Origin of the sequence: Acidovorax sp. KKS102 (assembly GCF_000302535.1) — a bacterium.
Taxonomy (GTDB): domain Bacteria; phylum Pseudomonadota; class Gammaproteobacteria; order Burkholderiales; family Burkholderiaceae_C; genus Acidovorax.
In genome coordinates, this window is sequence record NC_018708.1 from 4,396,305 (window position 1) to 4,410,085 (window position 13,781).

Genomic DNA, 13,781 nt, shown 5'->3' on the forward strand with positions numbered 1-13,781 from the left:
GGCCGATCAGCCTTGCGTTCCTGCGAAAATAGCAGGCTTTGCCTATGGGGACCCGTTCCCCTATGCACGCGCCGCCGGACCCTCCCGCTCGGCCGTGCCCACCCAGTGCACAGCCTTCGCGGGATGACCCAACACCACCGACTCAACAGCTCAGCCCTCGTGGTCCTGCTCCAGCAATGGACGCGGGAAGCCAGTGAGCGGGCCGCGCGTCCGGTGCCAGCCGTCAAGCCCCCCGACGTGGCAGAGCAGCTGAGCCAATGGCTGGGAACCGTGGACGCCGTCCAGCTCAGCCGGGCGCTACACGCGATCGAGACCCTGCCATCGCAGGCAGGCAGTGCACAACGCCCACCCATGGTGCTGAACATGACGGCACTCGCCGGCCTGGTAGCGAAGGTTCGGGCCGATCTCGAAGGCCAACTGGCCACCAGGCCCGCTGCACCCAAACCGCTGCGGGCCCGGGCGGACAACACGCCCGTGGAAGAGCCCGACCCGATGGTGGAGACGGATTTCGCCACCCATGCGCCACGCTATCTGGACCGGCAAAAGCAGATGGAGCTGCGGCTGCAGCCCCTGAGGGCTCAAGTGCGCCAAGCGATCGCACAGAGTACCCCCAAGTTGCGCCAGGTAGCGGCGCTGGACGCCGTCATGGAGCACATGCTGGCACCGCGCGAGCAGCGGCTGTGGGCCTTGCTCCCCGCGCACCTGGAGCGCCGACTGGCGCACCGCCATCGGCAACACCAGCACCGGCTGACAGCCCAGGGGCTGACCGATGAGCCTGCGCGCTGGCGGCAGGCAGGAGGCTGGCTGTGGGCCTTCGAACGCGACATGCAGGCCCTGCTCACCGCAGAGCTGCAAACGCGCATGGAACCGATCACGGGACTGCTGGAAGCGGCCCAGAACGACACGACAGGACAACAGGAATGAACAAGAGTGTGATGACAGCCATCTTTGCCACAGGCCTCGCGGCCGCTGGCTGGGTGGGCTGGGGTTTTATAGGCCACAGCCCGCTGGCACTGGCAATGACGGTGATGATCGCCGCCACCTACCTGCTGGGAGCCTGGGAGCTGATGCGGTATCGCGCGGCCACCGCCTCGCTGACGCGCGCGCTCGACGCCCATCAAGAGCCTCCTGCGCTGGAGGCCTGGCTGGAAAGACTGGACCCGGCACTGCGCCACCCGGTTCGGCAACGCATCGAAGGCGAGAGAGTGGCCTTGCCGGGCCCCGCGCTCACGCCCTACCTGGTGGGACTGCTGGTGATGCTGGGCATGCTGGGCACCTTTGTGGGCATGGTGGTGACGTTCCACGGTGCCGTGTTCGCCCTGGAGGCCTCTGGCAACCTGGAATCCATCCGCAACGCACTGGCTGCGCCCATCAAGGGACTGGGCCTGTCGTTTGGGACGTCCGTCGCGGGGGTGGCTACGTCGGCCGCGCTGGGCCTGTTGTCCGCCCTGAGCCGCCGTGAACGGCTGCAGTCGGTCCGCCAGCTGGATGCACGCATCCCCACGCTGTTCCGTGCCTTCTCTTCCGCCCAACGGCGGGAGGACACCCTGCAGGCCCTGCAAGCGCAGGCCCAGGCCCTGCCGCTGATTGCCGACCGCCTGCAAGCCATGATGGAGGGGCTGGAGCGCCGCCACAGCCAGCTCAACGACCAGCTGCTGGCGCAACAGCAGGGGTTTCACAAAGAGGCCTCTGCCGCCTACACCCAATTGGCGCAGGCCGTGGGCGCATCGCTGCAAGACAGCCTGAGCACCAGTGCCCAGCAGGCCACTGCCGCCATGCGCCCGGTGGTGGAACAGGCCATGGCGAGGCTGGCACAAGAGTCCCAGCGTACCCACGAGCGGCTGCGAGAACACACCAGTCAGCAGCTGCAAAACCTCAGCGCGCAATGGGAGGGCACCGCACGCAAGGTGGCCGACACCTGGGCCCAGGCGCTCGACCAGCAGACGAGCACGCAGGGCGCACTGGCAACCCAGTTCGAGGGCGCATTGCAAACACTCACGCAGGCTTTTGACGACCGCTCGAAATCCCTGGTGGACTCCCTGCACGCATCAGCCGCACAGCAACAGGCCGCCCAGGCGGAGGTGGACCAGCGGCGACTGCAAGGCTGGGAGCACACCATGCAGGACATGGCCCGCAACCTCGCCGCTGAATGGCAGCGTGCAGGCACCCACACCCTGACCCAACAGCAGGAGGTGGGCCAGGCCTTGGAGCGCGCAGCACAGCAGATGGACCGGCAATTGCAGGCCACCACCCAGGCCTTTGCACAGCAGGCCGAAGCACTGGTCACCACGCTGCAAGCCACCGTGGCCGAGGCCCACGGTGCGCAACGATCTGCGGACGCGCAACGGCTTGCCGACTGGACCCAGTCCATGCACCAGATGGCCCAGACAATCAGCGGCGAATGGCAGAGCGCCGGGGCACAGACTGCCGAACAACACCAGGCCACCAGCGCGGCACTCGCCCAAGCCGCCCAGCAGATCGAGCACCACCTGCAATCCGCCAGCAGCGCCTTCGAACAACGCTCAGAGGCCTTACTGGCTGCGTTGCAAACCACAACCGCCGATGCCCAGCAAGCACAGCGCGACGCCGACACGCAACGGTTGGCAGACTGGAGCCAGTCCCTGGAGAACCTGGCGCACACGCTCAGCGCCGAATGGCAGCGCGCCGCCACCCAGACCGTGGAACAACAACGCGCCCTGGTGCAAACGCTGGAGGAGACTGCCACACAGGTGAGCCAGCAACTGAACGCCCAGGTGGAACGCACCTTGGGCAGCACCACTGCGCTGATGGAGCAATCCGACGCGCTGCTGCGCACACGCATCGACACCGAAACCCAGTGGATGCAAGCCCAGGGCCAGCGCATGGAGGCACTGACCCAGGTGTGGCGCGATGAGCTGGTCGCCCTGCGCGATGCCGAAGCCGTACGCGGCCAGGCGGCCGTGGACCGCCTGGAGACCCTGCAAGCCGCCGTGGCAGAGCACCTGGCCACCCTCGGCGCTGCGCTGGAAGCACCGCTCACGCGCCTGCTGCAGACCGCCTCCGACGTGCCACAGGCGGCAGCCGAAGTCATCACCCAGTTGCGGCAGGAAATGACACGCTTGGGCGAACGCGACAACCTCGCACTGGCCGAGCGCACGGCCATGACGCACCAGTTGGGCACACTGCTGCAATCCGTGAACGAAGCTGCTGTGCAGCAGCGCGCGGCCATTGACGCCCTGGTGGGCTCGGCCGCCCAGGTACTGGAGCAGGCGGGCCAGCAGTTTGCACAGGCCCTGGGCGCACAGGCAGACAAGGTGGACGAGGTCGCTGCGCAAGTGGCAGCCAGCGCCATCGAGTTGTCCAGCCTCGGTGAATCCTTCCAGCACGGCGTGGGCCTGTTCAGCGCCAGCAACGACAAGCTGGTGGAGAGCCTGCAAGGCATGGAGGGCGCGCTTCGCGAGTCCATGGGCCGCAGCGACGAGCAGCTGGCCTACTACGTGGCACAGGCCCGCGAGGTGATCGACCTGAGCATCAGCGCACAACAAGGCATCGTGGAAGACCTGCGCCGACTCCATGGCCGTGCCACGGCAGAACAAGGGGTGCCTGCGTGATCGGCGTGGACGACACTCTGGACGATGCCACCGACCAGACAGCCCCGGTTTGGGCCGTCTTCGGCGATCTGATGGCGGGGCTGCTGGGTGCTTTTGTGCTGATCCTCGTCGGCGTGCTGGTGGTGCAGATTGACCTGGTGGCCAGCCTGCAGCAAGAAGTGCAAAAGCGCCAGATGGAAGAGCAGCGGCGCATGGCGCTCGAAAAGGCGTTGGCCGTTCCGCTGGCTGCTGGGCGCGTGACGGTGAACAACGGACGCATTGGCATCAGCGGCAGTGTGCTGTTTGCGACCGGCTCGGACGAACTGCGTACCGAGGGACGACAGTTACTCAAAAGCCTGGTCCAGCCATTGGGGGTGTACTTGCGCGAGCGCGATGAAATGCTCATGGTCAGCGGCTTCACCGACAACACCGCGTTGCTGCGCGGCAGCCAGAAACGTTTTGCGGACAACCTGGAGCTGTCGGCCCAGCGCGCACTCACCGTGACCCGGGCGCTGATTGATGAAGGCATGCCGTCGTCCCAGGTGTTCGCGGCCGCCTTTGGGGCCGAACAACCCGTGGCTGACAACAGCGACGAAAAAGGCCGTGCACAAAACCGCCGCGTGGAGATGGCGCCCGTCCCCAAGGCCGCGCCTCAACGGCCGGCCGAGTCCCCCCGCGCCCCATGACCGATCCCCGCCTGGAGGCCTTGCGCGCAGCAGGCGCACACCATCACGACCCCGTGCGTTTCCACTATCTGGAGACGCTGGCACGCCGCCTGCCCGGCCAGCCGCCCGCCGTGCAGCGGCTGCTGGCGCACAAGCTGGAAGCCGCGCTGGCGAGCTACCCCCAGAAGCCGCCCCGTACCACGCCATCAACCCGCCACGAACGCCATGCCAACGCAGGCTCCGCACTGGCACAACTGAATCAGTCCTTGGGAATGCCCCGGCACAACGCCGCCGGGGACAACCCGTTTGCCGTGGACAGCGCTCCATTGCCCGCGCTCAAAAGCGTGCACCAGTTCAGCAAGGCTTGGTCGCACATCGCGGCGGAGCAGCAGGTGGTACAGGCCCTGCACCGAGGGCCGGAGAATGCGGGCCCCCTCAACGCGCACAAGCTGGTGCTTCGCTCCCTCAGCCTGATGCGCACCCTGTCTCCGGACTATCTGCGCCACTTCATGGCGCATATGGACACGTTGCTGTGGCTGGATCAGGCGAGCCACAAGCCCCCCACCCCCGCCCCCCGTCCAGCACGCAAGGCGCGCAGCAAGCACTGACCCGCCACGGCTGCCGCAAGGCATGCAGAGATCGCCGCTCAGTGCATTCAGATCTCAGCCCAATTATTTCGAATACCAGAATAGTCAATTAAAAACTCAGTAGTTTTTAATTGAACACCATCGGCGTACAGTTAATCCCATCGATGAGCCGAACCCTTCAGGCGACTCACCGAACCCGGAGTGAAGTCATTTTTCGTAAGCACTTTGTGCAATTCACGCCAGCTTTTTTTGAGACGCTTTTTTATTCAAGGATTTGCATCATGAACAAGACCGTACGCTTCCTCTCCATCGCTGCTGTTGCCGCTTTCGCCTCGTTGGGCGCCCACGCTGATGAAGCCGATGCTTCGCAGTTCGCCACCCAATTCGAAACCCAGCGCACCCGCGCCGAAGTCCGCGCAGAGGCCGTGGTAGAAGCCAAAACACACAGCATGGAACCTGCTGGCTCGCGTGTTGCCACCTACCAATCCACCGCCGACCGCGCTGCCGTGCGTGCCCAGGCCGCAGAAGCTGTTCGCACAGGCCAGATCTCCCACGGCGAAATCGGCAACGCCATGTAATGCAAGCCGATGCGGGCGTTTCGGACGCCACCGCCGGGCGCATCCCCTGCGGCGGCGCGAAGGTGTCATCGGCGCACCCGCCTCACATTGCATCGCCCCTGAACGAGCCCCCATTGCGGGGCTTTTTTCGTGGGGCAAACTTTTGACGAATCCCAGCAGGGTCTGTCAGGACGGCCCCATGCGGCCCGACGAACGTTCCAGCAGGGTTTCCAGCACCTCGATACGGTGCCGATGCCGGGTGGTGATGGCGTAGAAATGCTCCTGCAGCCCGGCGGAGTAGCCCACCTTGACCAGGATGCCCGTGCGCAACTCGTCCTGAACCACCACCTCGGGCAGCACGGTCAGCCAGCCGCTGTCACGGGCGATCAGGCGCAGCATGGCCATGTCATCCACCTCGGCGCGCAACCGGGGCGTTACCCCGGCCGATGCACACAGGGCTTCAAACTGCGCGCGCAGCGCATGACGGGGGCCAGGCAGCGCCACCTCCATACCCTCCAGATCTTCAGGTATGCGTAACGAGCGGGATTGCCACACGCTGGCAGGGCCGACCAGCGAGATGGACTGGCTGCCGAGAAATTGGCAGTGCAAGGGGCGCTCGGAGTCGGAAGGCACTGACTCATTGGCCAGCACCACGTCCAGCTGGTGCTGCACCAGGCGGGTAATCAACCCCTCCAGTAGTCCTGACTCCAGCGTCAGAACCACGGACGGGTCGGCCAGCAAGGGGCGGATCCAGTTCTCCTGGTAGTTGCGGGACAACGTTGCCACACTGCCCACGCGCAGCCGGGTCACCCCCGACGCGCTGCCCTGCAGGCGCCCCAGCATTTCCTGACCCAGTCCGAAGATGTTCTCGGCATATGCCAGCACCAGTTGCCCGGTGTCGGTCAGCAGCAGGCGGCGGCCTTCTCGCAAAAACAGCTCTTCGCCCAGGCGCTCTTCCAGCTGCCGGATCTGGGTGGACACCGCAGACTGGGACGTGTGCAGCTCTTGCGCTGCCTGGGTGAGGTGCCCCAGCTTGGCCACACGCCAAAAGTAGAACAGGTGGTTGAAGTTGAGTTGATCGAGTCTCATTGTTCTATTTTTAGTATTTTTTTGTTCTTTTCAATGTATTTTACAGAACAATAACCCCGCAGCATCATCGCCCCCAGTCTTGTTTCTGGAGGTTGAGTGATGCCATTTCTTCACGTTTTGTCCCACGCCAGCGCATGGGCACCGGGCATGCTCATGCTGGCCGCCATGGCGCTGGCGCTGTGCCACAAAGGCTCGGTTGCCACGTTGTGGCGCTGGATGCTGGTCCTGTCTGGTGCCGCCTTGGCAGGTTCTGTATTGGCGGCGATTGCTGCCATGGCCGGCATCGGCCGTCTGGACCACGCAGGCTGGCTCAGGGCCTCGCCGATGGGCTTGTGCATGGGGGTTCTGGTGCAACTGCTTGGCACCGTCATCGCAGCGTTTTCTGCGCGGTACCTGGAGGGAGAGCCCGGCCAGCCGCGCTACATGGCAGCACTGGCGGGTGTGCTGGCTGCCGTGCATATGCTGCTGCTGGCAGACCACTGGATCGTCCTGGCCATCGCCTGGGCTCTGGTGGGCATTGCGCTGCAACACCTGTTGTGCTTCTACCCCGACCGGGCTTTTGCCAGCCTGGCCGCCCACAAAAAGCAGATGGCGGACCGGGTGGCCGACGTACTGCTGGTCGGTGCGGCGGCACTGGCCTGGCTGGAAGTCGGCAGCGGTTCTTTGTCGGCCCTGTGGGCGCACATCGCACGCAACGGCATGTCCCCGTTGCTGCACGCCAGCGCGGTGTTGCTGACCCTGGCCGTGATCTTGCGGACGGCCTTGTTGCCCGTACATGGCTGGCTGATCCAGGTGATGGAGGCGCCCACGCCGGTGTCTGCACTGCTGCACGCAGGCGTGGTCAACCTGGGCGGGTTCGTGCTGATACGGTTCTCCCCCTTGCTGGAAAACGCAGCCACTGCCCGCGTCGTGCTGGTCATTTTTGGGCTGGCCACGGCCGTACTTGCTGGCATGGTGATGCTGACGCGCATCAGCATCAAGGTGCGACTGGCCTGGTCTACCGTGGCGCAGATGGGGTTCATGCTGCTCGAATGCGGGCTGGGCTTGTACACACTGGCTGCGCTGCACCTCGTGGGCCACTCGCTGTACAAGGCCCACGTGTTTCTGTCGGCGTCCAACGCGGTTCGGCAAGCCCGGCTGCAGGCCATGCACAGCGCAACCCCGCCCACAGCCATCAGCCTGGCGCTGGCACCCGTCGCCGCCACGGCCACCGTGCTGGTGGTGCTGAACTTGGCGGCGGATGCGCCCTGGCCCGCATGGTGGTCTGCCGTGCTGGGGCTGGCCTGGGCACCGCTGCTCTGGTCGCCTCAGGGCCAGGCCAGCGCCAAGACTGCGGCCTGGCACAGCCTGGCGGGGTTGGTGATGGTGGCAGGCCTCACCGCAGCGGCGGTTGCCATCCACCATGTGCCACTGGGCTTGCGCGATGCTCCGGCGCACGTGCTGGGGTGGCTGGCACTTATCGGACTTTTAGGCCTTTACCTCTTTCTGGCGCTGCTGCAAAGGCAGCCCCACATGCTGCGGACGTGGCGCCGGTGGAGCTATGCGGGGTTCTACATCGACGAGGCGTACACCCGGCTGGCCCTGTACATCTGGCCCACGGCCTGGACACCCCCTGCCCCGCGTGACGCTGTCTCCCGTGTACCGGGCACTCCGTTGCAAAGAGCCGCCCCCTGAACCGCACTGCACCCGGAGAACACCATGATGGAATCAATGACCGACTGCCCCACCGAGGAGCTCGCGGCGCCAACGCCCACGCACGCCGCGCAGCACCCGGCCTCGCACAACGACATCGACACCGCCTGCGCACAAGCGTGCCAGGCTATCGCGCCGGCCTGGCCCCTGGACCGTGCCATTGCAGTCAACCCGCACTGGGCGCGCATCGGCATGCCGGTGCGCCGGGTGGCTGCGCGCATGGCAGCGCTGGGCGGCATTCAGGTCTTTCCCGCGCGCGATCGGCAACTGCAAGCGTGGACGGAAGGACGCATCAGCGCCCAGGACCTTGATCAGGCGATCCGCCAGGTGCCTCAGGCGCAAGCCTGCGGGTTGACGGCAGAAGACTGCGTACAGGCCCTACACAACACCCAGCCTGTGGAGCAATTGCCGCTGCTGATCGATGTGCTGGACAACGCCCCCCACCGCCACACCCGCTTGTCCTGGCGCCAGGCCATCACCCACCAGGTGAGCCAGACTTGTGCCGCGTATTTCGACCAGACACAGGCGGACTGGCAGCCCCAGCGGTCAGAGGGCCTGTATGCGTTCTGGCGCGAGACTCTGCAGCACGACCACTCCATCGGCCTGCTGATGGGCTTGCCACACCTCGCCGAGGCCTTGGAGGCTCTGCCCGCCACCCGGGAAGACGCCGAACGCTGGGTACTGCACAGGCTGCGCCTTCCCAAGGCGGTGTGGCCAGACTATCTGGAGTCGGTGCTGCTGACGGTGAATGGCTGGGCTTCGTGGTGCGCCTATCTAGGCTGGCAGGCCCACCTGAACCAGACGACCGACCCGCACCTGCGGGAGTTGCTGGCGATCCGCCTGGCGTGGGGCGCCGTTCTGCTGCATTGCAAGGACGATGCCGCAGGCACCCATGCCTTCCAGGCGCTGCAACAGGCCTGGGGCCAGGCCCCCGCCTTGTTGCAACGGGCAGAGCAGGCTCTGCTGGTCGACGAAGTGTGGCATGTAGCTCTGGAAGTCGGCTACCAGCGCCAGTTGGCTCAGCGGCTGCTCGGTGCCGGCAGTGCCCCGCCCAACCAGCACGAGATCGAGGTGCAAGCCGCTTTTTGTATTGATGTGCGCAGCGAGCCACTACGGCGGTCCCTGGAGGCCATCTGGCCCGCCGTACAGACCATCGGGTTCGCGGGATTTTTTGGCCTGCCCCTCGCCTACACACCGCTGGGCACCAGCGCTCGCACGCCCCACCTGCCGGGCCTGTTGGCACCCGCAGTAGAAGCCACTGACTGCATCGTTCCGTCCACCACTGGGGCGTTGCAGACTAATGCGACGCTGCAAGAAGCAGCTACCAACGCACGCTCCAGGCGCTTTGCGCTGGCCGACCAATGGCTGTCTGCCAGCCGCTGGCCGGGGGCGGCTTTCTCGTTCGTTGAAGCGGCGGGCGTGGGCTATGCGGGTAAGCTGGGCCAGTGGCTGCGGCCCTCCCGGCAAGCCAGGGCCAACGATGCACTGGAAGGTTTGCCAGCGCGCTATCGCCCCCTGTGCCGGCCCCAGCTCACGGGGCTGGACATCGGCGCCAAGGTGTCGCTGGCAGCGCGGGTGCTGCGCTCCATGGGGCTGGACGGATATCTGGCGCCCCTGGTACTGCTGGTAGGGCATGGCAGCCAGTCGGCCAACAACGCCCATGCGGCAGCGCTGGATTGCGGCGCATGCTGCGGCCAGACCGGCGAAGTCAGCGCCCGCAGCCTGGCACAACTGCTGAACGAACCTGCCGTGCGTACGGGCTTGGCGGAACAAGGCATCGCCATTCCGGAGTCCACAGCCTTCGTGGCGGCCCTGCACAACACCACAACCGATGAGATCGAGGGCTTTGACCTGGACCTGCTGCTCCCAGCCGCTCGCCAACGGTGGGACAGCCTGCGGCCGGTGCTGCACCATGCCAGTGACCAGGTCCGCAGAGAACGAGCACCGCACCTGCACATCGACCCACGGACACCGCACGACGATTTGCTGAAGCAATTGCGCAGGCGCGCCAACGATGGCGCCCAGACACGCCCGGAATGGGGCCTGGCGGGCAACGCAGCCTTCGTCATCGCACCCCGGCACAGGACGCTGGGCGCTGCGCTACAAGGACGCAGCTTTCTGCACGACTATGACGCCCAGAGAGACCCCGACGGCAGCCTGCTGGAAGCGCTCATGACCGCGCCCATGCTGGTCACCCACTGGATCAACTGGCAGTACCACGCATCCACCTGCGACCCCACACGGCTGGGGAGCGGCAACAAAGTGCTGCACAACGTGGTGGGCGGAAACATCGGCGTCTTTGAAGGCAACGGCGGCGATCTGCGCATCGGCCTGTCGCAGCAGTCGGTGCACGACGGGAAGCGCTGGGCCCACGAACCGCTGAGGTTGACCGTGGTGATTGATGCGCCCCGCCAGTCCATCGACGCAGTGATAAATCAACATGCCGTCGTCAAGCAACTGGTGGACCACGGGTGGCTGCACCTCTGGCGGTGGGAAGGCGCCGACCTGATGCGCTATGACCAGGGTGTCTGGGAGCCGCTGCACACGGAGAACTGGTGATGCACCCCAGTGCACGCCCCTATGCAGACCGCTGCATCGCCTTGCTGACCCAGCATGGCAAGGAGCGGGTCATCGCGCCCGCGCTGGAGCCGGGTCTGGGTTGCACGATTGAACATGTCAGCGGGTTCGATACCGACCTGCTGGGCACCTTCACCCGCGAAACGGCACGTGCGGGCTCGCAACTGGATGCAGCACGGCGCAAAGCCCGCAAGGGCATGGAGCTCTCCGGCCTCGATGCCGGCCTGGCCAGCGAGGGCAGCTTTGGTCCCGATCCGTTCACAGGAATGGTGCCCTGGAACGTGGAGCTGATCGCCTGGCTGGACGACCGCATGGGCATCGAAGTCGTCGGCATGGCACAAGGGCCTGCGCGCAGCGGGCACCTGCTGAGCGATGACTGGAGTGCCGTGGAGGCATTTGCGCAGCGCGAGGGCTTCCCGCAGCACCGGCTGGTGCTGCGCCCGGAGAGCGAGGACGATACCCGCATGCACAAAGGCATCGCGGACTGGGACCGGCTGCGGCACTGCTTCGATGCCTGCCAAGCCCAGGCCAGCAACCGCCAGGTCTTTGTGGAGACGGACCTGAGGGCCTTTGCCAACCCCACCCGCATGCACCTCATCGAGCAAGCTGCGCATGACTTGCTACAGCGACTGCAGTCGCGCTGCCCAACCTGCAACGCCCCAGGTTACTGGGTCACCGAACGCATACCGGGGCTTGCCTGCTCTGCCTGCGGACGGCCTACCGCATCCTGCCGCGCTGAGGTGTGGTCCTGCCCACGCTGCGAGTACCAATCCAGGGTGAACAAGATCGCACGGGCCGATCCGCGCCACTGCGCGCGATGCAATCCCTGAGGGTATCAATCAGCATCATCCACCACACGGTTTCGACCCTGTCGCTTTGCCCGGTAGAGATTCGCATCGGCCCGTTCAATGGTCTGCAATAGCGTCTCGGACCCACTGCTTCGGAGCGCGAGACCCACACTGACGCTGACCGTGATCGCCTGGTCCCCCACCTGCACTGGCTCCGTATCCATCACCGTTCGCAAGCGCTCGGCGGCAGCGCGGGCTGTGTCGCTACTGATGACGTTCAGGAGGACGATGAGCTCCTCTCCCCCGTAACGGGCCAAGACATCACCGTCACGCAAGACGGACTTCGCACGGCGGGCCACCTCTTTGAGCACCATATCTCCCGCAGGATGTCCATACAGGTCGTTGACCGCTTTGAAGTGGTCAATGTCCAGCATCACGAGCGCAAGGCGGTGCCCGTCGCTGGGGCCTGGAGATGGTAGCTGGAAGGCCACTTGGGCACGGTCGAAAAAGGCACGGCGGTTGAAAAGTCCGGTCAACGGATCGTGGTTGGCTTCCATGCGCAGAACACGCTCCAGTCGAACTTGTGGCGTGATGTCATGAAACAACCAAACCCGCCCCTTGTGTCCGCTCTGGAGGATGGGATGCGTGTCCACACGCCACACACAATCATCCAAAAACCAGCGGGCGACCAGCTCTGCGTCCAAATCGCTCTGCAAAGGAGCATAGGCCTGCTCCAATTCGGCCGCATTGTCGCAACGCTCACGGGTGGCCCGCATGGCTTGGGCCAGAACCTCGGCCGGCACCCATCCCGCAGACAGACCCAGCAGGGCCGCTGCAGCTGCGTTGATCTGCGCTTGCGGATGTCGCGCGGACAACACCACGATTCCCTGCGGGACACTGTCGAACACATGATGAAACTGCGCCGCCGATTCCGCGTTTTGCTCCTCCCATTGCCGCGCATCTACCAATTGGGCATATACAGGCCGCAACCACTGCACAGTGGCCTCTCCTCCAACAAGGTCTGCATCCGCAAAACCATCAGACAATGCCGTGGCCTCATCCCATATCAGCACGAATCCGCCCCCCGCCATCCGGCCAAACGCACTGCAATCGACGTATAACGCAAGACCCGGACTGAACGGCAAGCCCGCAGTGACCAAGCTGGGCAACTCCTTGCGGGACAGACGCTGAACAGCATGTGTGCCAGTTTTTGGAGATACCGGCAACCGCCAGCGCCAGACGGGTGTATGACTCAGCGCGATGTTTGGCACGCTGCACAGGGGGACAACCTCATCGGGCGCTCGCTGCCACAATGCTAGAGCCAGTCGACACTGGGACTGCACACTGACTCCCTGCAGGAAGGCGATCAGGGCATCGTCTGGCGTCGAATGGGGGGAGGTCATGGGCAAGATCTATTCGCGGGAGAGTTGACGCATCAGGGCGTCCAGTACGACCACAGGCTGCGTGAGGTGAGGCATGTGGCCTTCCAGCTCCAGCGTTTCCGAAGTGCTACCCGGCAAATGCGCATGCAACCACCGCGCTACGTCCAAAGGCACGGCCACATCCTTGCGGCTATGGATGAAATGAGTGGGCACTGGCACTCGCGGGACGATGACGCGGTGGTCAGACTGGAAAATCATTCTCAGAATGTGACGCGCGATGTCAGGGCGAATCTTGAAGAGCGTCTCGCTGAACCGCGACAACACGTGCTGATCGTCCACCCCCATCACCATCGGAACAAAGCCAGCAGCCCATGTCTGGTAGCTCATGGCCATCGCCTCATACAAAGCATCCAGATCGCCCTGCTCGAAGCCACCCACATACCCGGCATCTGGATCGTTGAGGTAGCGCGGCGATGGCTGCAACAGAATCAGGCGCTGGAAACAATCCGGCCTGGCCACTGCTGCAATCATGCCAATCATCCCACTGACAGAGTGCCCCACATAGCTGACCTTTTGCACCTGCGCATCGTCCAGCAGAGCCAGCAAATCATCTGCATAACCAAAGAGCGAGTTATGCATGTCGCGGTGATAACTGCTGGCCCCGTCGTCTCCACAACCGGCCAAGTTATAGGACAACACATGAAACCGTGCATCCAAGGTTGGCCGCAGGTCGGACCACGATGTCTGATCCAGACCAAACCCGTGGCTCAGAACAACCACATGGCTGCCGACGCCACTCCAAGTGGCTTTAAGACGTTGGGTGACACGCATCAGAGTGGAGTTTCAGGATAGAGGCGATCCCATTATGGCTCTCC

Annotated in this window: 11 protein-coding genes; 8 read left to right on the forward strand and 3 right to left on the reverse strand. The window is 64.8% G+C overall.

Annotated elements, in window-relative coordinates:
• The first annotated feature begins 123 nt into the window (after positions 1-123).
• The 5 genes from C380_RS20130 to C380_RS20150 all read left to right on the forward strand — a co-directional run bounded on the left by C380_RS20130 (position 124) and on the right by C380_RS20150 (position 5,399).
• A complete protein-coding gene (locus tag C380_RS20130) occupies positions 124-924 on the forward strand; it encodes a DUF3348 family protein (protein WP_015015690.1) in 801 nt (266 codons plus the stop codon).
• On the forward strand, positions 921-3,590 hold the full coding sequence (locus C380_RS20135) for a DUF802 domain-containing protein (protein ID WP_015015691.1): 2,670 nt from the start codon (positions 921-923) through the stop codon (positions 3,588-3,590). Before C380_RS20130 ends, C380_RS20135 begins: the two co-directional genes overlap by 4 nt.
• Positions 3,587-4,255, forward strand: a complete 669-nt coding sequence (locus C380_RS20140; protein ID WP_015015692.1) for an OmpA family protein — start codon at positions 3,587-3,589, stop codon at positions 4,253-4,255. The genes C380_RS20135 and C380_RS20140 overlap by 4 nt, the downstream gene beginning before the upstream one ends.
• Entirely contained in the window at positions 4,252-4,842 is a 591-nt protein-coding gene (locus tag C380_RS20145) for a DUF2894 domain-containing protein (RefSeq protein WP_015015693.1), read from the forward strand. The genes C380_RS20140 and C380_RS20145 overlap by 4 nt, the downstream gene beginning before the upstream one ends.
• Before the next feature lie 260 nt (positions 4,843-5,102).
• On the forward strand, positions 5,103-5,399 hold the full coding sequence (locus tag C380_RS20150; protein WP_015015694.1) for a DUF4148 domain-containing protein: 297 nt from the start codon (positions 5,103-5,105) through the stop codon (positions 5,397-5,399).
• 165 nt (positions 5,400-5,564) lie between these two features.
• Here C380_RS20150 and C380_RS20155 read toward each other — a convergent pair whose 3' ends face one another.
• Positions 5,565-6,467: a LysR family transcriptional regulator gene (locus C380_RS20155; RefSeq protein WP_015015695.1), complete on the reverse strand. Its 903-nt coding sequence runs from the start codon at positions 6,465-6,467 to the stop codon at positions 5,565-5,567.
• Positions 6,468-6,566: 99 nt separating this feature from the next.
• Between C380_RS20155 and C380_RS20160 the strand changes: the two genes are divergently transcribed.
• Genes C380_RS20160 through C380_RS20170 form a run of 3 tightly spaced genes read left to right on the forward strand, consistent with a single transcriptional unit; the run spans position 6,567 to position 11,566 of the window.
• On the forward strand, positions 6,567-8,141 hold the full coding sequence (locus C380_RS20160; RefSeq protein ID WP_043565680.1) for an NADH-quinone oxidoreductase subunit L: 1,575 nt from the start codon (positions 6,567-6,569) through the stop codon (positions 8,139-8,141).
• Positions 8,142-8,165: 24 nt separating this feature from the next.
• Positions 8,166-10,718 (forward strand): YbcC family protein, encoded by a 2,553-nt coding sequence (locus tag C380_RS20165; protein ID WP_015015697.1) that lies wholly within the window; start codon positions 8,166-8,168, stop codon positions 10,716-10,718.
• Positions 10,718-11,566 carry a DUF6671 family protein gene (locus C380_RS20170; protein ID WP_015015698.1) on the forward strand — a complete coding sequence of 283 codons (849 nt, stop codon included), beginning with the start codon at positions 10,718-10,720 and terminating at the stop codon, positions 11,564-11,566. Before C380_RS20165 ends, C380_RS20170 begins: the two co-directional genes overlap by 1 nt.
• A gap of 5 nt (positions 11,567-11,571) precedes the next feature.
• On the opposite strand, the gene C380_RS24115 is transcribed toward C380_RS20170, so the two are convergent.
• The gene (locus tag C380_RS24115; protein ID WP_015015699.1) at positions 11,572-12,927 is read right to left on the reverse strand and encodes a GGDEF domain-containing protein; all 1,356 of its coding nucleotides are present in this window, start codon (positions 12,925-12,927) and stop codon (positions 11,572-11,574) included.
• A gap of 9 nt (positions 12,928-12,936) precedes the next feature.
• Positions 12,937-13,737, reverse strand: coding sequence for an alpha/beta fold hydrolase (locus C380_RS20180; protein WP_015015700.1), 801 nt, complete (start codon positions 13,735-13,737; stop codon positions 12,937-12,939).
• Between the last annotated feature and the right edge of the window lie 44 nt (positions 13,738-13,781).